We start from the raw sequence: 21,937 nt of genomic DNA, 5'->3' as shown, positions 1-21,937 counted from the left end.
GATGGAACTTTTCAGCAATCTGGCACTCGGTTTCGCGACGGCAGCAACGCCTGCCAACCTTTTCTTCTGTTTGATCGGCGTTCTGCTCGGTACGCTGATCGGCGTGCTGCCCGGCATTGGCGCCACGGCGACAATCGCCATGCTTTTGCCGATCACTTTCCAGCTTGAGCCGGTGTCGTCGCTCATCATGCTCGCCGGCATCTACTACGGCGCGCAGTACGGCGGTTCGACGACGGCGATCCTGATCAACATGCCGGGCGAATCCTCTTCGGCGGTGACGGCCATCGACGGCTACCAAATGGCGCGGCGCGGCAGGGCAGGGGCGGCGCTTGCGATCGCCGCACTCGGTTCCTTCTTCGCTGGAACGGTCTCGACCTTCCTCGTCGCGATCTTCGCGCCGCCGCTGACCGACATCGCCCTGCGCTTCGGTGCTGCGGAATATTTCTCGCTGATGGTCGTCGGCCTGGTGTCGTCGATCGCGCTCGCCCATGGTTCCGTCGTCAAGGCGCTGGCGATGGTCGTGCTCGGGCTGCTGCTTGGCCTGGTCGGAACGGATATCTATACAGGCACCCCGCGCTTCACGCTCGGCATTCGCGAATATGCGGATGGCTTGAATTTCGTGGCACTTGCCGTCGGGGTCTTCGGTATCGCCGAAATTCTGCGCAACCTGGAAGGGGAAAAGACCCGGACGGTGCTGATAGCAAAGGTCTCCGGCCTGCTGCCGTCACGCGAAGAATTCAAGGAGATGATCGCGCCGGTGCTTCGCGGCACGGCGATCGGCTCGGCTCTCGGCATCTTGCCGGGCGGAGGTGCGATCCTCGCGTCCTTTGCCTCCTACACTGTTGAAAAGCGCATCTCGAACAAGCCGAAGGAATTCGGCCAGGGTGCCGTTGCCGGCGTCGCAGGCCCGGAGTCGGCGAACAATGCTGGTGCGCAGACCTCGTTCATTCCGCTTCTCACCCTTGGCATTCCGGCCAATCCGGTGATGGCGCTGATGATCGGCGCGATGATCATTCAGGGGATCGTGCCAGGGCCGAACGTTGCGACCGAGCAGCCGGCGCTCTTCTGGGGCATCATCGCCTCGATGTGGATCGGCAATCTGATGCTCGTCGTCTTGAACCTGCCGCTGATCGGGCTCTGGGTGAAGCTGCTGACCGTGCCGTATTACGTGCTCTTCCCGATCATCATGGCCTTCTGCTCGATCGGGGTCTACAGCGTCAATTCCAACGTCTACGATCTCTATGCCGTCGCCTTCTTCGGCTTTATCGGCTACTTGCTTGCCAAGCTCAGATGCGAGCCGGCACCGCTGCTGCTCGGTTTCGTGCTGGGTCCGCTGCTCGAAGAAAACCTCCGCCGGGCGATGATCCTTTCGCGCGGCGATCCGACGACCTTCGTCAGCCGTCCGATCAGCGCGATCCTTCTTGCGATCGCCGCGGCAGTCCTCATCGTGGTCTTCTTGCCGAGCGTGAAGAAGAAGCGCGAAGAGGTCTTCGTCGAGGAGGGTTGAAGTTCGCCGCGCTTTGTTGAACAAAGGATAACCTGACGCGGGCGCCGTTTTGGCGCCCGTTTCGTATGACAGGACATCCAGGCCCATGAACATCCCCGTGCGGATCAAGGACGATCTGGCTTTTCTCACATCGCTGCGCCGTGACCTGCACGCCCATCCCGAGCTTGGCTTCGAGGAGGAGCGCACGAGCGGCATCGTGGCGGAGCTGCTCGAGGAAGCGGGCATCAAGGTGCATCGCGGACTTGGCGGTACGGGCGTCGTCGGCACGCTGCAGGCCGGCAGCGGCACGCGAGTGATCGGGCTTCGCGCGGATATGGATGCGCTGGCGATGCCGGAGATTGCCGAGCGGTCGTACAAATCGACCGTGGCCGGCAAGATGCATGCCTGCGGGCATGACGGCCATACCGCCATGCTGCTCGGCGCCGCACGTCATCTGGCGGCGGTCAAGGGCTTTTCGGGCACCGTGCATTTCATCTTCCAGCCGGCGGAGGAAGGGCGAGGCGGCGCGAAGCGGATGGTGGAGGAGGGGCTCTTCGAACTCTTTCCCTGCGATGCCGTCTACGGTCTGCACAATATGCCGGGACTTGCCGTCGACGAGATTGCAGTGGTCGAAGGGCCGCAGCTTGCCTCTTCCGATAGCTGGCGCATAACCTTTCGCGGGACGGGCACGCATGGCGCAAAACCGCATCTCGGGCGCGACCCAATCACCGCCGCAGGCACCTTCCTTGCCTCGCTGCAGACGATTGTCGGCCGCGTCGTCGATCCGCTGCAGCCCGCCGTCGTTAGCGCCTGTTCGCTGCAGGCGGGCGACCCGAAGGCACTCAACGTCATCCCGGACACGGTCGAGATCGGCGGGACGGCGCGGGCCTATTGCGCCAACGTGCGCGATCAGCTCGAAGCGGAGATCGGCCGCCTGGCGCAGGGGACGGCGGCGATGTACGGCATTGCAGTGGATTATCAATTCGAGCGGCGCATTCCGCCGGTCGTCAACGATGCCGATGCGACGCAACAGGCCCTGGTTGCTGCACGGGCGGTGTTGGGGGAGAAGGTGCGCACCAGTTTTCCGCCTTCGACGGCCGGCGATGACTTTGCCTTCTTCGCACAGAATGCCCCGGGCTGCTACGTGTGGCTCGGCAATGGCCCCGCCGTCGACGGTGCCCTGCACCATAATACCGCCTATGACTTCAACGATGCGGCGATCGGCTATGGCGTGGCGTATTGGGTGAAGCTGGTGGAGCAGGCGTTGGCGTCCCCGGCATAAGAGCTCGCGGCCTCCTGCTTAATCTGCCTGCCGGAGCCCTTCCTTTCCGAGGAAAGAAGGGGTTCGCGGCAATGCCCCAACCCTTCCTCTTCTTGTCAGCGGCAGAACTTCACCGGAAGGTCGGATGGGGAGCGGCAAGCTCCCGCGTCCGCTACAAAATCTCCAGAACCGGGCTTTCCAGCACCTTTCCCGTCAACACATCCGCAATCCCTCGGTCCGTCTGATGCGGGCCGGTGTTGCAGGCGAGTGTCGCGCCGAAGCAGGCCTTGAAGACAAGGTAGGGCGGTTGCCAGTCGACGATCTTTTCCATTGCCTTGCGAATATTGCGGAAGGCCGAGGCGGTGTCCTTCAGCGACATTTCGGTGACGAGGCCGGAAAGCGGCAGCGGCAGCATCGCTTCGATCTGACCATCCCTGGCAACGGCCATGCCGCCGCCTGCCGCGATGACGGCGTTCGCAGCGAGCGCCATGTCGCGCGCATTGCCGCCGAAGGCGGTGAGGTTATGGCTGTCATGGGATACCGTGGTGCAGAAAGCGCCGCGCCATTTTCCCCAGCCCTTCAGGAAGCCGGTGCGCGGACGGCCATCCGCCCTGCCGTGACGATGGGCGACGGCGATCATGGCGCAGTCCGGCGGTGGAACGACGAAACCGTCCTTAACCTTTGCATCGGCTTTGCCCCATTGCGTGAAGCGCGGCCGGTCGATCGTGGCGATGCGGACGCGATTGCCCTTCGACGGCACTTTGAAATCGTCTTCGGTTAGCGGCGAAAGCTTAACGGAATTGGTAAGCGGCGCGGAGTCGAGCGAATGGACCGGCGACATAAGCTTGCCGTTCTGCGCCGTCACGCGGCCATTGGTGATGACCGTGCGGGCTTTGAAGTCCTGCAGGTCTTCGAAGAGGACGATATCTGCGCGTCGTCCGGCGGCAATCAAGCCGAGGTCGTTGCGTTTCAGGCGTTCGGCGGCGTTGAACGTCGCAGCGCGGAGTGCCCATTCCGGCTTCATGCCGTAGCGGACCAGACGGCGGATGACGTCGTCGAGGGCACCATCCCTTTCGAGTTCATCCGGAAAGACGTCGTCTGTGCAAAGCGTCACAGTTGGCGGCATATGACCGATGCCATTCAGCGTCTGGACGAATTCCTCAAGGAGGTGATCATGCGAGCCGCGGAGTTCAATCGTCATTCCGGCGCTAAGCTTGGAGAGAAGGTCGGCGCCGGAGGTCAGCTCGTGATCGGAGGTGATGCCGGCCGCCATGAAGGCGTTGAGATCGGCGCCTTCCAGCCCGCGGGCGTGGCCGCAGACGAGCTTGCCCGAGGCGAGCCCCGCTTGAACGATGGCGTTCATGCGCGGATCGCCGTCGATGACGCCGCGCATGTTCATGACTTCGGCAACGCCGCCGAGTGCCGGCAAGCGCAGCATTCCGGCAATGACCGAAGCGTCAAAGTCGGCGCCTGCCATTTCCAGGCCGGGTGCCGAAGGAACGCAAGACGGGGCCAGCAGGATCATGTGCAAAGGCAGAGCGCGGGAAGCCTCGATCGCCCAGCGCACGCCGTCAAGGCCATGCACATTGGCGAATTCGTGCGGATCCCAGAGGATCGTCGTTACGCCGCGCGGCAGGACGGCCGCGGTATATTCGGCAGGCGTCACCATCGAGCTTTCGATATGCATGTGCGTATCGATCAGGCCGGGCGTGACGAACGTGCCGCCGGCATCGATGCGTTCGCTGGCGTCGGTGCGGGTGCCCGGCGCGTGCACGCTGGCGATCAGCGGGCCGACGAGGCCGATATCCGCATCGCGGAAGCGGCCGGTGACCACGTCGAGCAGTTTGCCGCTGGTGATCAGCGCGTCGAACGGAGCAGCGCCCCTTGCGGCGGCAACGGCGCGGGTGCGCAGCGACGGATCAGTGATGTCTGCGGGTTCCCTCCCAAGTTCTGCGTTCATTTGCGGGCCTCGTTGACCAGGGTTGCGAGGATGATGGTGCGCGCCGTCTCGGCGTCGATATCGGCGCCGAACTGGGCGTTAAACGCGGCATGCGTGTCGCGCGTCTCGACCACCGTGCGGCCGCGGGTCAACCGGCCCCCCAGTTCGACATCGATACGGGCGGGATGGAACTTGACAACATCCGGCGCCACGAAGGCCACGGCGGCGCACGGATCGTAGATCGCCATGGCGGGGCGGCCGCGGCTGGTGCCGATGCGGATGTAACCGGCAAACATGTCGGCCAGGAGTTCGGCCCTCGTGCCGCCTGCGCTGCGCACGGGTTCCGCGTCTTCCGGTCTGGCGAGCACTTTGCGGCAGAGGTCGAGATCGACCATGCGCAGTGGCATCCCATGGGCGATGACGATCGCCAGCGCTTCGGGATCGGCAAAGGCGTTGAATTCCGCCGAGGCCGTATGATTGCCGGCAGTGACGCCGCCGCCCATCCAGGTGAGTTCGGTGATGCGGGCGGAAAGATCCGGACGCGCGAGCGCCACGGCCGCGATATTCGTCAGCGGGCCAAGCGCCAGGATACGGCGCGGACCGTCAGCCTCGAGCCAGCGGCAAAGAGCAGTGAAGGCGTCGCTCATTGCAAGCGCCGCTGCTGGCAGGCCCCTTCCGATCGTCGGGATGCCGGTATCGCCGAGGATCGCCTGGGCGGTCTCGTACTTGCCCAGGACTGGTTGGGCGCGGCCGGTGTGGATGGGGAATGCCCAGCCGAAGGTTTGCATGGCACCAGCGGCGTTTGCCTGCACCTGGGTGAGCGGCGTGTTGCCGAAGACGAGTGAGACGCCGTCGATCTCGAGCTCGGACTGATCAACCACCAAAATGGCGGCGATGTCGTCAAAGCCCATATCGGTATCAATCCAAACGCCCATGATGTCACCCGAAGCGCGTGAGAGTTGCAGCCGCCGCAAGCGGTAGGTCGAAGGAAAGTGACGCGCCGATTTCGTGCGGCGGCAGGCTTGCATCCACCTCGGCCTTGACCCGCCCGAGCGGCGTATCAAGCAGATATTCGCGCGTGTTGCCGGCAAAGGAGGTGCCGCGCACGGCGCCCTGGAAAGGACCGGAACCAAGCGCGACCGAGCTCGGCCGCCAGGCCAGCCCTGCCGCCTGCGGAGCGGGAAGGGAAAGTTCAATGGCGCCGTTCGGCGTGACAAGCCTGCCGTTCTGCAGCTTGAAGACATTCTCGAAGCCGACGAAATCGGCAACGAAGGCGGAGACCGGCTTGTTGTAGATTTCTTCCGGCGTGCCGATCTGCTCTATGCCGCCGTTCAGCATGACCACGATACGGTCGGCAAGGGCCAGGGCCTCCGCCTGGTCGTGGGTGACGAAGATCATAGTAACGCCGGTTTCCTTTTGCACGCGCTGCAGTTCTGCCCGCATTTCGAGGCGCAGGCGCGCGTCGAGGTTGGAGAGCGGCTCGTCAAGCAGGAGCACCTTCGGCTCCATGACCATGGAACGGGCAAGCGCCACTCGCTGCTGCTGGCCGCCGGAGAGTTCTGCGGGTTTGCGTGAAGCGAAACTGGAGAGGCCGACTGACTTGATGCCGGCGTTGACGCGGCTATCGAGGGTCTGTCCGTTGATACCCTTGAGGCGAAGGCCGAAGGCGACGTTCTCATAGACCGTCAGGTGCGGGAAGAGCGCGTAGGACTGGAAGACGAGGCCGACGGCGCGCTTGTTGGCCGAAACCCGCGTGATGTCGGCGCCATCGAGATTGATGCGGCCGGAGGCGGGCGCGAGCAGACCTGCAATGGAGCGCATCGTCGTCGTCTTGCCGCAGCCTGAAGGGCCGAGCAAGGCGACGAGTTCGCCCTTGGCGATCGACAGGTCGAGATCCTTCACGGCGACCGTATCGCCGTAGGCCAGCGTCAGCTTATCGAGTTGAAGATAGACATCAGACATAACGAGACAGTCCCAGGAAGCGTTCGGCGAGGAAGACGATGCCGATGGAAAGGAAGGCGAGCAGCGAGGAGAGCGCGGCGATCGACGGGTCGTAAGTGGTTTCCATGTAGCCCAGCATATCGATTGGCAGCGTGCGCACACCAGGGCCGGACAAAAAAAGCGAGACCGGCACCTGGTTGAAGCTGGTGACGAAGCCGAGGATGAAGGCGGCAAGAATGCCGCCGCGGATATTCGGCATCACGACACGGAAGAAGGCGCCGAGGCGCGACGAGCCGAGCAGCACGGCGGCTTCCTCGATGTCTGAACGCAAATTGTCGAGGCTTGCGGAGACGACGCGCACGGCATAGGGCAGCACGAGCGCCGTGTGGGCGAAGAAGAGCGCCAGCGTGATGTTGAAGCCGAAGGGCACGACGAGGTAACGCAATAATGCGAGGCCGACGATGATGCCCGGGACGATGATCGGCAGCGAGACGACGGTTCGGACCGTTTCACCGAAGGGCAGCCGATAGCGCGACAGAGCGTAGGCGGCCGGAATGCCGAGCACGAGGGCGGCGAGCGTTCCGAAGACTGCAAGCAACATCGACATCGAAAAGCTGTCGCGGAAGCTCTCTATGGTGAAGACCTTGATCACCCAGCGAAGCGAGAGGCCTTGCGGCGGAAAGGCGAGCGTATCGCCGGCCGAAAGCGATGCGGCGATGATGATGAGAAACGGCCCGATCAGGAACGCCAGCACGAGGAAAAGCACGATCGGTGAGAACAGACGGGCGGTCATCGCTTGTTCCTTGCAGTTGCCAGGCGCTTCAGCAGAATATTCGCGGCGAAGCTCATAACGATCAGCATGAAGGCGATGACGCTTGCGGAAACGAAGTTGTTGGCGACGGAGACCTGCTGGTAGAGCAGCGTTTCGAGCATCAGCACCTTGGAACCGCCAAGCACGGCGGGCGTGATATAGGCCGTCAGCGAGCCGGTAAAGACGAGCGTGCCGCCGACGACGAGGCCCTCGCGGGTGAGCGGCAGGATGACCTTCCAGAAAACCTGGAACCAGTTGGCGCCGAGCACGCGCGCCGCCGGGATCGCATCCTTCGGCATATTTTCGAGCGCGCTGATCAATGAAAGGATCATCAGGGGCAAGAAGAGCTGCAGCAGGCCGATGAACACGGCCGTTTCAGTAAAGAGAAGGCGTAGCGGTCCGTCGCTGAGGCCCATGCCGGTCAGCGCCTGGTTGACGATGCCGGTGCGGCCGAGGATGACGATCCAGGCATAGGTACGGGCAACGGGCGAGATCATCAGCGGCAGGGTAACCAGGCCGATCATCCGGCCCTTGCCCTTGGGCGGCAGGTTGACGATGGCGAAAGCTGCGGCATAGCCGATGATCGCCGAAACGGCCGTCACCTCAAGACCAAGCTTGAAGGTGCGGATGAAGACGGTGCGGTTCAGCGTCCCGGAGAAGAAGTCGCCATAGGCGGAAAGCGTCCAGGCGCCTTCCAGGCGAAAGCCTTCCGAAAGCAGGATGGCAACGGGGAGCAGAAAAACCACGGCTGCAAAGACCGCTGCGGGCAGGGCAAGCGCCAAGGCTTCCGCTCGGTTCTGAAACATGATGCGCCTTTCGGTATGGCGGCGGAATGGGCGGTCCCGGCAAGCCGGAACCGGGTAATGGGCGCCTTACTGGCCGACCTTGTCGTTCCATTCCGAAAGCCATGCGTCGCGATTGTCGAGCGCTGCTGCGGACGGAATGAGCTTGAGGCTCTTGGCTGTGTCCTCGCCGTAAGTGAGGTTGTTGGCGGCGGCCTCGGAAACCTTCACGTCCTTGTTTGCGGGACTATCGATCAGCTTTTCGGCGAGTTTCGTCTGGATGTCGGTCGAGAGCCAGAAATCCATGAACTGCAGCGCCAGATCCTGATTCTTCGAGCCTTTGGTCACGACCATGACATTCATACCGCCGGTCTGGCCTTCCTTCGGTGTCGCCCAGGTGACCGGAAGGTCGAGCTTGGTGAAGCCAGCCCAGGAGAAACGGCCGATCGGCGCGGCCCAGATTTCCTCTTGCTGCATGAGCTGTATCAGCTGCGAGGACTTCTCGTAGAAGGTGACGATGTCATCCTTCTTTTCGCCGACGGCTTCGATCGGTCCCTTGAGGTCGGGCGTATCCTTGCCGAGTGCGAGGCCGAGCATGTAGAGCGCCGGCGGTCCCTGGTTGGTGGTCACGTTCGGAAAGGCGACGTGGCCGACATACTCCGGCTTCAGGAGATCGGCCCAGGACTCGATCTTCATCTTGTCCGAGCGGTAGGCGATAGACGTGGCATAGAACGTGTATCCGACGCTCATGCCGTCGCCGTTCGGGTCCTTGGCGAGATCGTAGAGCTTGCCGAAGTTGGTAAGCTTGGACGGATCGATCTTTTCCACCAGCCCCTTGCGGGAGGCCGACAGCGCATCCGCCATCGAGACGACAGCCATGTCGACAACCGGATTTGCCTTGTTCGCCTCCATCTTGGCGAGGCGTTCGACGCTGTTGCCCGTCTCGACGACGAGCTTGCAGCCACATTGCTTTTCGAAGGGATCATAGACCAGCGTCTTGAAGTCGTCCTGCGCAAAGGCATAGACGGAAATAGTCAGAGTGCGATCCTGCGCCACGGCGCCGAGCGGGATAAGCGCGAGCAGCGCTGCCGATGCGATGAGGGATGTCTTCATGTCATGAGTTCTCCATCTGCAGGTTTTCTTGAACCGGCTTTGCCGGCCCGGACGATTGGCGGATGATCAGTTGCATGGGCACGCGATCATTCTGCGCGGTCACGAGTGCGCCCTCCCTGGTGCGACCTGTGTTTATGCTGTCAAGCAAGGCCGATACGGCGATTTCGGCAATGGCGTCCATGTCCATCTTCACCGTGGTAAGCGCAGGCGTCACGACCGCAGACCAGATGAGGTCGTCAAAACCGGTGACGCTGGCCTCGGCAGGCACATCGACGCCGTCGCGCTGCAGCTCCGTGAGCACCCGCAGCGCCTGAAGGTCGGACAAGGCGGCAAAGGCGCTGAAGCCCTCCTCGACCTTTCTTGCAAGACCGAGCGGGCAGCCGCTGCCAGCCTGATGTTCAAGTTTTTCGATCCAGAGCGTTTCGGCGCTCATGCCCGGACAAAGGCCCGAACGGATGCCGCTCGCCCGATCGTTCTGCACGTTCGATTCCGGATTGTTGCCGATGATGAGGATTCGCTTGTGGCCGAGATCAGCGAGGTGAGCGGCAATCAGTTCGCCACCCTGCCAGTGATCGGCTGCAACCGTGTTGCCGGGGGTCGATGCCGTGTCGATGACGGCAACTGGGCAGCTTGCCGCGGATATGCGCGTTGCGCGGCGGGGCACGATCACCATACCGTCGACGCCGCGTTCGACCAGCCGGTTGATTGCTTCGGTCTGCGCCGAGACATTGCCGCGCGAGTCGGCGATCAGTACGCCGTAACCGGCAGAGGCGGCGGCGAATTCAATCGCCTGCGCAATCTTAGGAAAGAGGGGGTTTGCGATGTCGGGGAGAACGAGGCCGAGCACGCCGCTTCGGCCGGTGCGAAGCGCCCGACCCGCCTGGCTTGGAATATATCCGAGCTCCGCGGCATGTTCCCTGATCTTTCCGACGAGCTGCTCCGAGACGCGCCCCTTGCCCGAAAGCGCGTTCGACACCGTTGCGACCGACACGCCAAGCGACGTCGCAATCCTGCTGAGGTTCGGTACCGGGCGCAACTGAGCCATGATTTCATAATGCGTTTGATTAATCGTTTAATCACGCGTACCCGAAGCGCACCGGCTTGTCGAATCCATTTTGTGGGATGGGCGTGTTGCACACGGGATTTTTCGAGAAGCAATAAAAAAAGCCCCGTTGCCGGGGCTTTTTTCATTCATAGAGATAGCTTTATCAGCTCTTTGTTGGGCCTTTTGCCACTGTGGCGGAGACAGAGTTGACCTTGCCGCCCGGGGCATAGCCGCCGCCGATGGCGACGTTGAGGGAGACGTAGTCCCTGGCCATCTGCTGCACGGCGGCTGCCAGGCTCGCCTGGGCCAGCGACACCTGGCGCTGGGCGTCGAGCACGTCGAGCAGCGAGGAGGCGCCGTCCTTGTAGCTTGCCGTCGACAGTTCAAGCGATTCCTGCGTCGTCTTGACCTGGGCGCGCAGCGCTTCCACCGTCTGGGCGTCGCGGCGCACCGCCGACAGCGCGTTCTCCACCTCCTCGACGGCGTTGAGCACCGCGGCCTTCCAGGCGAGATAGGCGGTCTTGGCGTCCGACTTGGCAATGTCGACATTGGCGCGCAGGCGGCCGCCGTCGAAGATCGGCAGGTTGAGCGTCGGGCCGAAGGACCATGTGGTCAGGCCGCCGCCGCTGCCACCGGCCGGGTTGACCCAGGTCGGCGAGATCGAGCCGGACAGTGCGATCGACGGATAAAGCTGCGATTGGGCGACGCCGATATTGGCGGTCGCCGCTGCCAGATTGCGCTCGGCCACGCGGATGTCTGGACGGTTGCGGATCAGGTCGGCCGGGACACCGGAGATGATGCCGGCACGGTAGACCGGCTGGGCGGCCCCTTTCTGCAGTTCGGCCATCAGCGAGGAGGCCGGCAGGCCGAGCAGCGTGGCGATGTGATGCGCCGAGACGCGGAAGTTGGTTTCCAGACCGGGGATTTCGGCCTGCGTCGACTGCACCAGGCCCTCGGCCTGGACGACGTCGAGCCTGGAGGCGGCACCGGCTTCCAGCTGGAACTTGGTGAGGTCGAAGGTCTCCCGGCGCGATTGCAGGTTGGCCTTCGACAGCGCAATGCGCTCCTGGTAGAAGCGGGCGTCGATATAGGTCGAGACGAGATCCTGCAGGAAGGCAAGCCGGGCCACGTCGGCGCTGGCATAGGCCGAATCGAGCGAGGCAAGCGCGCTTTCCTTGGAGCGGCGGTACTGGCCGAAGAGATCGAGCAGCCAGGAGACATTGGCCTCGCCGCCAGTGGTGTTGGTAGCACCTATCCGGGTGCGCTCCGAGCCCATCTGGCCCGACACCGTGTGCGAGGCGCCGACCACCAGGCTCGGCAGCGAGCCGGCCCCGGCAACTGTCACATTCGAGGACGCCGAATTAATGCGCTCCATCGCCTGCAGCACGTCGAGGTTCTGATCGATACCGCGCGCCACCAGGCTGTCGAGCTGCCTGTCGCGAAAGGCCGACCACCAGGCCACCGTCGCAACATCACCGATATTCTTGGTGCTGCCCTCACCGAATTTCGCCGGCAGCGGCATCTCCGGAGGCTTGTGGTCCGGTCCGCTCACGCAGCCCGCCAGCAACAGCAATAGTGCCGGTGTAGCAATACGAAGAGATATCATTCATTTCTTCCTGTAACTCGACCAAGTCTAAATTCTTGCCAAAAGCATCATGCTTTGCCGTCGGCCGCGCTTCGTCCCAACGAGATACACCAATGCCGAAGCAGTCCGCGGGCAATGTATCAATGAGTCATTCATTCTGGCAGTGTATTTTTATCACACTCACGCCACAATTTTCTTGCGGCGGGAGAATACGCGTCGGATGACGACGAAGAAGGACGGCACGAAGAAAATCCCGAGCGCAGTCGCCGCAAGCATGCCGCCGAGGACACCGATGCCGATTGCGTTCTGGGCTGCGGAGCCTGCGCCAGTGGCGACGGCAAGAGGCACGACGCCCAAAATGAAGGCAAGCGATGTCATGATGATCGGGCGCAAACGCAGCCTTGCCGCTTCCAGAGTCGCCCCGAAGACTCCCATTCCGGTCTCCATCCGGTCCTTGGCGAACTCGACGATCAGAATCGCGTTCTTCGCCGCAAGACCTATGGTCGTCAGAAGACCGACCTTGAAGTAGACGTCGTTCGCCTGCCCGAAGAGGGTCGCAGCCATGAGCGCACCGAGCACGCCGACCGGCACCGCCATGATCACCGAGAACGGGATCGACCAGCTTTCGTAGAGTGCTGCAAGGCAAAGGAAGACGACGAGCACCGAAATTGCGTAAAGCATCGGTGCCTGCGAACCCGAGAGCCGCTCCTGATAGGAAATGCCCTGCCAGGCGACCGTATAGCCGCCGCCGAGCTGTGCGGTCAGGGCCTCCATCTCGTTCATGGCGTCGCCGGAGCTGACGCCCGGCGCCGAAGCGCCGTCGAGCGGGATCGCGCTGACCGCGTTGAAGCGGGCAAGCGTCGGGGCACCCTTGACCCATTCCGTCGTGGTGAAGGCGGAGAAGGGAACCATCTCGCCGGAAGAGTTGCGGGCATACCAGTGGTCGAGGTCAGTCGGCTGCATTCGGAAGGGCGCATCGCCCTGCACGTAGACCGGCTTGATCTCGCCGTTCAGCGTGAAGTCATTGACGTCGCGGCCTGTGAAGATGACAGAAAGCATCGCATTGACCGCAGAGATATCAACGCCCATGGCGCCGATCTTCTCCTGGTCGATGACGATCCGCATCTGCGGCTCGACCTCCTTGTTGTTATTGCGAAGGGCGACCACCTTGCCGCTGGCATTGGCCATCTGGATCAGCCGCTTGGAGGCGGTGTCGAGCGCAGCCGTGCCGTGTCCGCCGGTATCGACGAGGTACATCGAGAAGCCGCTGGACACGCCGAGACCCTGTATCGCCGGCGGCAGCAAAGCGAAGACCTGCGCTTCGCGGAAGGTGAAGAAGGTCTTGAGAGCCCGCGTCACGATCGCCTGCGCGTGCTGATTGGGATCGGTACGAAGCGAGAAGTCCTTGAGCTTGGTGAAGACGATCGCGCTGTTTTGGCCGGAGCCGTTGAAGCTGAAGCCAAGGGCGCCGAAGACCGAATCGACGGAGTCCTTCTCGTTTTCGCGATAATATTTTTCGACCTTCTCGACGACCGCCTGGGTCTGTTGCGTGGTCGATCCGGGCGGCGTGGTGACGATCGTCAGCAGAACGCCCTGGTCTTCCTGCGGCAGGAACGAACTCGGCAGGCGCGTGAACAGATAGGCGCAACCGGCGCCGACGAGCAGGAACACCAGCATGACCCGGATCGGACGCTTCAACAGGTAGCCGATGGTGCGGACGTAGCCATTGGTCGAGCGCGTGAAGTTGCGGTTGAACCAGTCGCCGACGCGGTGCTTCCTGTGTTCGCTGACCGGTTTCAGCATGCTCGCGCACAGTGCCGGCGTCAGCACGATGGCGACAAGGGCCGAAAGCAGCATGGCCGAAACGATGGTGATAGAGAACTGACGGTAGATGATGCCGGTCGAACCGCCGAAAAAGGCCATCGGAATGAAGACGGCGGTCAGAACCAGCGCGATGCCGACGATGGCGCCGGTGATTTCGCCCATCGACTTCTCGGTCGCCTCAAGCGGTGACAGCTTTTCTTCCGACATGATGCGCTCGACGTTCTCGACAACGACGATAGCGTCATCGACGAGGAGGCCGATTGCGAGAACCATGGCGAACATGGTCAGCGTGTTGATCGAATATCCCGTTGCCGCGAGAATGCCGAAGGTTCCAAGCAGGACCACCGGCACGGCGATGGTCGGGATCAGCGTCGCACGCAGGTTCTGCAGGAAGACAAGAAGAACCACGAAGACGAGAACGATCGCTTCGATGAGGGTATGGACGACCTTCTCGATCGACAGTTCGACGAAGGGCGTCGTGTCGTAAGGATAGGTGATATCCACGCCTTCCGGCAGGCCGCGTCCGATCGTGTCGAGCGCCGAGCGAACGCGCTCCGCGGTATCGATGGCGTTGGCGCCGATCGCGAGGTTGACGGCAAAGCCGCTCGAGGGCTGGCCATTGTAGCGCGAAGAGCCGCCGTAGCTTTCCTGGCCGATTTCGATGCGCGAGACGTCGCTGAGGCGGACCGTCGAGCCGTCCTTTTCCACTTTCAGAATGATCCGCTCGAAGTCCGCGACCGTCGTCAGCTGGCTCTGCGCGGTGATCGTGACGTTCAGCTGCTGGCCCTCGACGAGCGGCTGTGCGCCGAGCGAGCCAACCGAGACCTGGGTATTCTGGGCCTCGATAGCCGAGGTGACGTCGCTTGGCGTCAGCTGATACTTCTGCAGCTTGAAGGGATCGAGCCAGACGCGCATGGCGTAACCCGAACCGAAAATATTGATGCTGCCGACACCTTCGAGACGCTGGATCTGATCTTCGATCTGATTAGACAGGATGTTGCCGAGGTCGACGGAGTTCCGCTTGCCGTCGGTCGAAACCAGCGAGCCGACCAAAAGGATACTGGAAGTCGATCGCGTGACGCTGATGCCGGCATCGATGACGTCATCGGGAAGCTGCGATTGAACGAGCTGCAGCTTGTTCTGGACCTGCACCTGGGCGATGTCCGGGTCGACGCTTGTTCCAAACGTCAGCGAGATGCTGGCCGAACCGGTAGACGAGGTCGAGGTCATGTAGGTGAGGTCATCAAGGCCGGTCATGCCGTCTTCTATGATCGTCGTCACCGATTTCTCTACGGTTTCAGCGCTCGCGCCGCGATAGGTGGCGTTGATACGCACCGTGGTGGGTGCGATGTCCGGATACTGCGAGATCGACAGCGTGAAGATGCCGAGCAGGCCTGCGAGCATGATGGAAATCGCAATGACCCAGGCAAAAATCGGGCGTCGGATGAAAAACTTGGCCATCAAATTATTCCTGTGCGGCTTGGATCAATATTAAAAGCGGGCGCGTCCTACTGCGCGGCCGGCTTCTGCGCGCCACCGGCCGCTGCCTGCTCGGCAGCCACGACCACGCCGCTTTCATTGATCTTCATGGGGACGGGCGTAACCGGCATGCCGGGCGCGATCGACTGCAGACCGCTGACGATCAGCTGATCGCCATCCTTCACGCCGTCGGTCACGAGCCAGGAATTGTTGGAGGGCGAGGCGTTTTCGAAGACACGTGTCTCGACTTTGCCATCAGCGGAGATGAACTGCGCCGTCAGACGCCCGGTCGCGTCGCGGCTGGTGGCGAGTTGCGGCAGCGCATAACCGACCTCGGCGCCAAGTTCGACGGTCGCGCGCACATACATGCCTGGCAAAATGACGAGATCCGGATTCGGGAAGAGCACGCGGATGATGAAGGTGCCCGTCGTCTCGCTGACGATCTGCTTCGACATGTCCAGCTTGCCCTTCTGGGCGTATTCCTTGCCGTTTTCCAGGATGAGCCGGAAGGCGACATCGGCGCCTTCACCCCGAACGGTGCCAGATGCCAAGGCATCACGGAGCCTGAGAAGATTGGTGCTCGATTCAGTCAGCGAAACATAGATCGGGTCAAGCTGGCGGATCGTCGTCAGCGCCGTTGTCTGATTGGCGGCCACCACGTTGCCCACATTGTAGGCCGTCTCGTCGATGACGCCGTCGAACGGCGCGATGATCTTCGTGTGGTCGAGATCGATTTGCGCGGAGGCAAGGGTGGCCTTGGCCGATTCGACCTCAGCGTGAGCCTGGAGAAGGGTGGTCTTTGCCGTTTCGAATTCAATCTGTGTCGCGCCGCTGCCGACCAGGCGCTGGTAGCGGTCGAAATTACTCTGCGCGCTCGGCACGCTGGCTTCGGCCTTGGCGATTGCCGCCTTGGCCTGTTCGACGGTTGCAACATAAGGCGCGTCTTCGATCTGATAGAGGAGGTCGCCCTTTTTCACCTCGCTGCCTTCTCTGAAGGCGATTTCACGGATGATGCCGCTGACCTGCGGACGAATATCGGCCGTCTGATAGGCCTCGGCCCGGCCCGGAAGGATTGTCGTGACCGGGAACGTATCCTTCTTCAGCTGCACGACACCGACCGGGGCTGCCTGCTGAGCCGCCGCTCCGGGCGCACCTGCGCCGCCGGCCTGGTTGTTGCCGCTGTCGCTGCAGGCAGTAAGCAATCCGCCCAGCACCAAAGCTGAAGAAATGATGAAGCCACGCCGTATCATGCTGAATTCCCTCGCGGTTGGCATTTGCGGATCGGATCACCGGCTCCGGCGAGGAGCGCTGCATCCCTATAAGGAGCGTGATTAGCGGGATTCAAATACCCCTTCGATCCGAACTTAAGAAAAGATCTGCGAAGTGACGTAATTCAATGATCGTCACTTAGCAAGCGCTATTTTGCAGTGCAGTATCTACAAAACAGACGATCTCCTCTGCCCTGCGCACGAGTGTATCCTTATCGTCACGGGCGATCAGCACGGGGTGCAAGACCGATGCAAGAACATCGGCAACGGTATGAGCGGCGCGGCGCGGATCGGAACATTTATAATGATCTGCGCTAACCCCCTCGCGAATGATTTCTTCGAGTTGCTGCTCGATTCGCTCGCGGTAGCGATTACCCGCTTCGAGCTTGGCCTGGACTGTCGTCAGCACCATTTCGAAGATGTAGGGATTTTCCTGAATGTCGTTGAGGTGGCTGTCGAGAAGCCGAAGCACGAAACGCAGCAGTTGCTCCTTCGGCGGGAGGTTTCGGTCGAAGGAGCCAAAGCGCTCGGTGGCGCTGCCGAGATGCCGTTCGGCAATGGCATCGACGAGCGCCACTTTCGAATGAAAATGCTTGAAGACATTGGCCGGCGACATACCGAGGGAGGAGGCGATGTCGGCGATCGATACAGCGACGAAACCGCGCTGGCGAAACAGCAACTCGGCCATCGACAGAATGTCTTCCCGCGTTTCCTCGGCCTTGCGCCGCGGCCTTCGTGCCATTCGTTCCCCCGCCGGCCTTCCGGCCGGCACCCCTTCCTTGCACATGCTAACGCCTTCCGGCGAAGTCCCGCAAGCCGAGAGCAGCTTTCGGGCGGTTCGTTCCGGATTATTAAGGGAAGTAGCGCGCAAGGTTGCTTCGAACACGGGCAACCGGGGTTTCGCCGCCGTCATCCGGCACGAAAGATTGGGCCGTAATCGCCTCGTAGGCCCTGATATAAACCTTCGATGTCTGCTCGACCAATTCGACCGGGATCTCGGGGATCTCGTCCTTGTAGGGATCGCAACGCTCGGCGACCCAGGCACGGACGAAGTCCTTGTCGAAGCTTGCGGGGCGCGTGCCGGCTTCGAAGGACTGCTGATAGCTATCTGCGAGCCAGTAGCGGCTGCTGTCCGGCGTGTGGATTTCGTCGGCGAGAATAATATTGCCGTCCTTGTCGGTTCCGAATTCGTATTTGGTGTCGACAAGGATGAGGCCGCGTTTCGCAGCCATTTCCTGGCCGCGCGCGAAAAGCGCAAGCGCGTATCTCGAAAGCGTTGCCCACTGTTGCGCTGTCAGCAGCCCGCGGCTGACGATCTCGTCAGGCGTCAGCGGCTCGTCATGGCCGCCGTCGAATTCCTTGCTGGTCGGCGTGATCACCGGCTCGGGCAGGCGCTGGTTGTCGCGCATGCCGTCGGGCAGGCGCATGCCGTACATTTCTCGCTCGCCCTTCTTATAAAGAGTGAGGATGGACGTGCCAGTGGTGCCGGCCAGATAGCCGCGGACGACGACCTCGACGGGCAGAATGTCGAGCCGCTTGCCGATGACCACATTCGGGTCCGGATACGCAATGACGTGGTTCGGGCAGATATCCTTGGTCGCTTCGAACCAGTAGCGCGCCGTCTGCGTCAGCACCTGGCCCTTATATGGGATGCAGGTCAGGATGCGGTCGAAAGCGCTGAGGCGGTCGGTGCTGATGATGATGCGGCTGCCATCCGGAAGATCGTAATTCTCGCGCACCTTGCCGCGGTAATAGTTCGGCAGTTCGGGGAAATGGGCTTCGGAAAGAATTCGCACGGGCTCGATAGTCCTTTGTCGCGGGGTTTCACCTTGCTCTAGTTCCATTGCAGGGGATGTCAAGCAAATGGCTTTCAAAGCCAGATCAGGGCGACCAGAAGAACGGTCAGAAAATAGGAAGCAAACGAAAGCGGACTGCCGGCGCGCAGGAAGTCGGAGACGCGGTAACTGCCGATGCTCATCGCCAGCGTATTGTTGTGGTGGCCGAACGGCGTGAGGAAATCGAGCGATGCGCCGGCGGCAACGGCAATCAGGTAGGCGGCCGGGGCTTGGTGTGCCGCCTCCGCAAATTCCAGCGCAACGGGACTGAGCACAATTGCCACTGTTGCGTTGTTGACGAATGGCGTAAGCGCCATGGCGATGAAGAGCAGGAGTGCGATACCGGCAAGCGGCATGGATATCGGCACGAGCAGGCTCAGCCAATCGGCGACCAGCTGGGCCGTGCCTGTTGCGGCAACAGCCGAGCCGATCGGGATCATCGCGGCCAGCATGATGATGATCGGCCAGTTGATGTCCGCCATGGCCTGGCGGATGTTGAGATAGCCCATCAGCGCAAGAACGAGTACGACAGCCGCAAATGCGATCTCCGGGCGGACCGGCCCGACAGCGGAAAGCGTCACGCCAGCAGCGAAGATCAGGAGGGGCTGCCACGCATTCGACGTCGCTTCGTCTGCAGGCTGGGAGGCGAGCGGCAGGCATTCGCATTCCTCAAGCGCTTCAGCGACCGCCTCGCGCGGGCCTTCGAGCACAAGGATATCGCCGATCGAGAGCTGCAAGTCCTCGAAGCGGCCTTCGATCCGTGGTGACCGCATGGAGAGAGCGGCAACCCTGACGCTTCGGCTCTTAAAGACCTCCAACGAGCGGATTCGCGAGCCGACCAGCGTACTCTCCGGCATGACGACGGCCTCGATGCGGGAAAAATCCGCCTGCAGCCCATTCGGATGAGCTTCTGGAACGAGGGCAGCCGAGGCGGCGAGACCGGCAAAAACTGCATCGGCGCCTTCGGCAAGCAAGCTATCGCCTGCCTCGATCGTCGACTGATCGAGCGGGCCAAAGAGGAACCGGCCGTTGCGGATCAATGCGTGCGGCTGGATTTCAAAGAGGCTGGAGCAATCGAGAAGGCGTACGCCGGCGAGCGGCGAACCCTCAGGAATGCGCCGCTCCGTCACGATGCGCCTTCGGGCTGGCGCCGCATCGGCAGGTTGGTCGTCCGTTTCGGGAAAAAGGTGCGGAACGAGAGCGGCCATCAGCAGAATTCCGGCGATGGCGACAGGAAGGCCGACATAGGCGAAATCGAAAAATTGAAAGCCGGAGCCCGTTGCCTTGGCCAATGCATCGCTGACCAGCAGATTGGCCGGCGTTCCAATCAGCGAGACGAGACCGCCGAGAAGTGCCGCAAACGAAATCGGCATGACGAGTTGGCGCCGGGGGATATTCATGACGCTGCTGATGCGCAGCGATGCAGGCAGCATGATCGCGAAGGCGCCGATATTATTCATGAAGATCGAGACGAGGCCGGTGACCGCCGAAAGACTGGCGATAACCGTGAAGCCAGACAATTCGGCGGCTGCAAAACGTGCGGCGAGGCTGTCAAACAGTTTTGCCCGGGCGAGCACCTGGACGATCAGTAGAATCTCGACCACGGTAATGACGACGGGACTCGCGAAACCGGAAAAGACCTGTTCGGCTGGATAAAGTCGGAGCAGATACCCGGCAAGCAGGCCCCCGATTGCCACGACCTCGATGCGGATACGGTTCAGGGAGAACAGAACGAGCATTGCCGAGAGAAGGATCAGCAGGGATGCTTGCTCGAACGTCATGGGCGGGCTCGCGTTTCAACCGTCAGCGGAATGTAGCCATCCGGACAGGGCTGTATAGGGAGGGCGCGGGGAAAGATCGAACAATCCTCATATTGTGCGAGGTCAGGCAGTGGGAGCGCTCCAACGGCCCTCCGCCGTTCTTTCGAGTATCGGTGTCGCGAAGACGCCAACGGTGCGGTCGGGCCATTGGGTGCCTTCAGCGGCGAGCTTTTCCTTCCAGCGTTCGGATTGCAGCATCGCCGCGGCGATGACGACAGGCTCGATATCGCAGGCCGTCATCAAATGCAGGCCCGCGACGATGGAACTGCCGCTAGAAATGACATCGTCGATCAGCGCGACACGGCGGCCCCGAAGCAGCGGCAGCATGCGCGGGTCTATATAAAGACGCTTCTGCTGCTCCGGCGTCGTGATCGACGACAGGGCTACGGAAAGGTCGTTGCGGTACCAGAATTTCCGGGAGGTGCCCAAGGGCACGTAGCGCGCGTGACCGAGCTTCTGGGCGACTGCTGCAGCAAGCGTCAAGCCGAGCGTCGGCAGGCCTGCGACGATATCGATGTCAAAGTGCCTGATCGTTGACGCCAGTTGCCCGGCGAGCGCGTCGAGCACGGCGAAGCTCGCTTGGTTGACGATCAGCGAGGCGAGCGCGTGTTCGCTGTCGGCAAGCACCCGGATCGGCAGACGAAGCTGGCGGCGGTCCTGCAGTTCCGCGACATAGAACGAGGTAAAATCGCCATCTGCCGGAAAGCTGCCCGGGGGATGGAGCTCCTGCCAGAAGTCATGCGGCGCGATAGTGTCGTTCTGCATCAATTCCGCCCAGTCCTTTCCATGCCCGTCCGCCGCTTCAGGTCGCGTAGCTCCGCCTCTGTCAGTGCGCGCACCGAGCCTTTCGGCAGCTCTCCAAGCTTAAGTCCGCCGATTGCAACCCGCACCAGCCGCAGGCACTCGGCACCGGTGGCTTCGAGCATGCGGCGGATCTGCCGGTTACGGCCTTCGTCGAGTTCCACCTCGATCCAGGAGTTGCGGTCGCCGCTTCGCAAGAGCCGTGCGGCCGTCGCTGCCAGCACTTCGCCGTCGTGCCGGATCCCGTATGTCATTTCGGCCAGCGATTCCGCATCCATGACGCGGTTGACCTGCACATGATAGGTCTTGGTCACATGGGTGATCGGATCGAGCAGGGTCTGCGCGAACTCGGTATCGTTCGTAAACAGCAGCAGGCCCTCGCTTGCCTTGTCGAGCCGGCCGACCGGTGAGAGATGCGGAATGTCGAATTCCTTGAGACAGTCATAGACCGTCGGACGCTCTTCCGGATCGTGCCGGGTCGTCAGCAGCCCGCGCGGCTTATTCAACATCAGGTAGATTTTCGCCTCGGCGGCGATCATTGCGCCGTCGACCGCAAGCTTTGCCGATTGGAGATCGACCCAGGCGTCGAGATTCCGGATAATCCGCCCGTCGACCGCAACACGGCCGTCGGCGATCAGGCGTTCGGCCTGGGTGCGGGAACAATAGCCGAGCTTCGAAAGAGCACGCGGCAGGGTGACCCGCTTGCCCCCGGCATCCGCGCCGGCTTTCTCGCGTTCACGCAATTTCTGCGGTTGGCGCCGCTCTCCCACTCAGCCGTCCTTACCTGGTTGCAATGCCGCATTCTTTACATGAACGGCAGACGGATGCCAGCAAAGGCGGCGACAACTCAATGGAATAATGGGGGCAGGGGAGCGCGCTGAATGGCAGCCGAACAGGGCCGACCGCGCCGGCGGCTCCGTTACTGATATAGTTGAAACCTGCCGGAC

17 protein-coding genes are annotated in these 21,937 nt (G+C 62.1%); 2 read left to right on the top strand and 15 right to left on the bottom strand.

Annotated elements, in window-relative coordinates; all coding sequences use genetic code 11:
• Position 1: 1 nt before the first annotated feature.
• On the top strand, positions 2-1,507 hold the full coding sequence (locus tag RGR602_RS16275; RefSeq protein WP_039845955.1) for a tripartite tricarboxylate transporter permease: 1,506 nt from the start codon (positions 2-4) through the stop codon (positions 1,505-1,507).
• Between the two features lie 85 nt (positions 1,508-1,592).
• Entirely contained in the window at positions 1,593-2,768 is a 1,176-nt protein-coding gene (locus RGR602_RS16270; protein WP_039845954.1) for a M20 aminoacylase family protein, read from the top strand.
• Positions 2,769-2,919: 151 nt separating this feature from the next.
• On the opposite strand, the gene RGR602_RS16265 is transcribed toward RGR602_RS16270, so the two are convergent.
• The 15 genes from RGR602_RS16265 to RGR602_RS16195 form a co-directional block, all read right to left on the bottom strand.
• A complete protein-coding gene (locus RGR602_RS16265; RefSeq protein WP_039845953.1) occupies positions 2,920-4,707 on the bottom strand; it encodes an adenine deaminase in 1,788 nt (595 codons plus the stop codon).
• Positions 4,704-5,621, bottom strand: coding sequence for a nucleoside hydrolase (locus tag RGR602_RS16260; RefSeq protein WP_039845952.1), 918 nt, complete (start codon positions 5,619-5,621; stop codon positions 4,704-4,706). The genes RGR602_RS16265 and RGR602_RS16260 overlap by 4 nt, the downstream gene beginning before the upstream one ends.
• A 4-nt stretch (positions 5,622-5,625) precedes the next feature.
• On the bottom strand, positions 5,626-6,648 hold the full coding sequence (locus RGR602_RS16255) for an ABC transporter ATP-binding protein (protein ID WP_039845951.1): 1,023 nt from the start codon (positions 6,646-6,648) through the stop codon (positions 5,626-5,628).
• The gene (locus tag RGR602_RS16250) at positions 6,641-7,420 is read right to left on the bottom strand and encodes an ABC transporter permease (RefSeq protein WP_039845950.1); all 780 of its coding nucleotides are present in this window, start codon (positions 7,418-7,420) and stop codon (positions 6,641-6,643) included. The genes RGR602_RS16255 and RGR602_RS16250 overlap by 8 nt, the downstream gene beginning before the upstream one ends.
• Positions 7,417-8,244: an ABC transporter permease gene (locus RGR602_RS16245; protein ID WP_039845949.1), complete on the bottom strand. Its 828-nt coding sequence runs from the start codon at positions 8,242-8,244 to the stop codon at positions 7,417-7,419. Before RGR602_RS16245 ends, RGR602_RS16250 begins: the two co-directional genes overlap by 4 nt.
• 66 nt (positions 8,245-8,310) lie before the next feature.
• Positions 8,311-9,333: an ABC transporter substrate-binding protein gene (locus RGR602_RS16240; protein ID WP_039845948.1), complete on the bottom strand. Its 1,023-nt coding sequence runs from the start codon at positions 9,331-9,333 to the stop codon at positions 8,311-8,313.
• Position 9,334: 1 nt separating this feature from the next.
• Entirely contained in the window at positions 9,335-10,378 is a 1,044-nt protein-coding gene (locus RGR602_RS16235) for a LacI family DNA-binding transcriptional regulator (protein ID WP_039845947.1), read from the bottom strand.
• A 163-nt stretch (positions 10,379-10,541) separates the two neighbouring features.
• On the bottom strand, positions 10,542-11,984 hold the full coding sequence (locus tag RGR602_RS16230) for an efflux transporter outer membrane subunit (protein WP_039845946.1): 1,443 nt from the start codon (positions 11,982-11,984) through the stop codon (positions 10,542-10,544).
• A 159-nt stretch (positions 11,985-12,143) separates the two neighbouring features.
• A complete protein-coding gene (locus tag RGR602_RS16225; RefSeq protein ID WP_039845945.1) occupies positions 12,144-15,248 on the bottom strand; it encodes an efflux RND transporter permease subunit in 3,105 nt (1,034 codons plus the stop codon).
• A 47-nt stretch (positions 15,249-15,295) separates the two neighbouring features.
• Positions 15,296-16,516, bottom strand: a complete 1,221-nt coding sequence (locus tag RGR602_RS16220) for an efflux RND transporter periplasmic adaptor subunit (RefSeq protein WP_039845944.1) — start codon at positions 16,514-16,516, stop codon at positions 15,296-15,298.
• A gap of 157 nt (positions 16,517-16,673) precedes the next feature.
• Entirely contained in the window at positions 16,674-17,276 is a 603-nt protein-coding gene (locus RGR602_RS16215; RefSeq protein ID WP_039845943.1) for a TetR family transcriptional regulator, read from the bottom strand.
• 109 nt (positions 17,277-17,385) lie between these two features.
• Positions 17,386-18,330, bottom strand: coding sequence for a phosphoribosylaminoimidazolesuccinocarboxamide synthase (locus RGR602_RS16210; protein WP_039845942.1), 945 nt, complete (start codon positions 18,328-18,330; stop codon positions 17,386-17,388).
• Between the two features lie 74 nt (positions 18,331-18,404).
• Positions 18,405-20,150: an SLC13 family permease gene (locus tag RGR602_RS16205; RefSeq protein ID WP_039845941.1), complete on the bottom strand. Its 1,746-nt coding sequence runs from the start codon at positions 20,148-20,150 to the stop codon at positions 18,405-18,407.
• Positions 20,151-20,252: 102 nt separating this feature from the next.
• Entirely contained in the window at positions 20,253-20,939 is a 687-nt protein-coding gene (locus RGR602_RS16200; RefSeq protein ID WP_039846958.1) for a phosphoribosyltransferase, read from the bottom strand.
• Positions 20,940-20,953: 14 nt separating this feature from the next.
• Entirely contained in the window at positions 20,954-21,760 is an 807-nt protein-coding gene (locus RGR602_RS16195) for a pseudouridine synthase (protein WP_039845940.1), read from the bottom strand.
• Positions 21,761-21,937: the final 177 nt, after the last annotated feature.

It is taken from the genome of Rhizobium gallicum bv. gallicum R602sp (genome assembly GCF_000816845.1).
Lineage (GTDB): Bacteria > Pseudomonadota > Alphaproteobacteria > Rhizobiales > Rhizobiaceae > Rhizobium > Rhizobium gallicum.
This window is presented reverse-complemented; position numbering and strand designations above follow the sequence as displayed.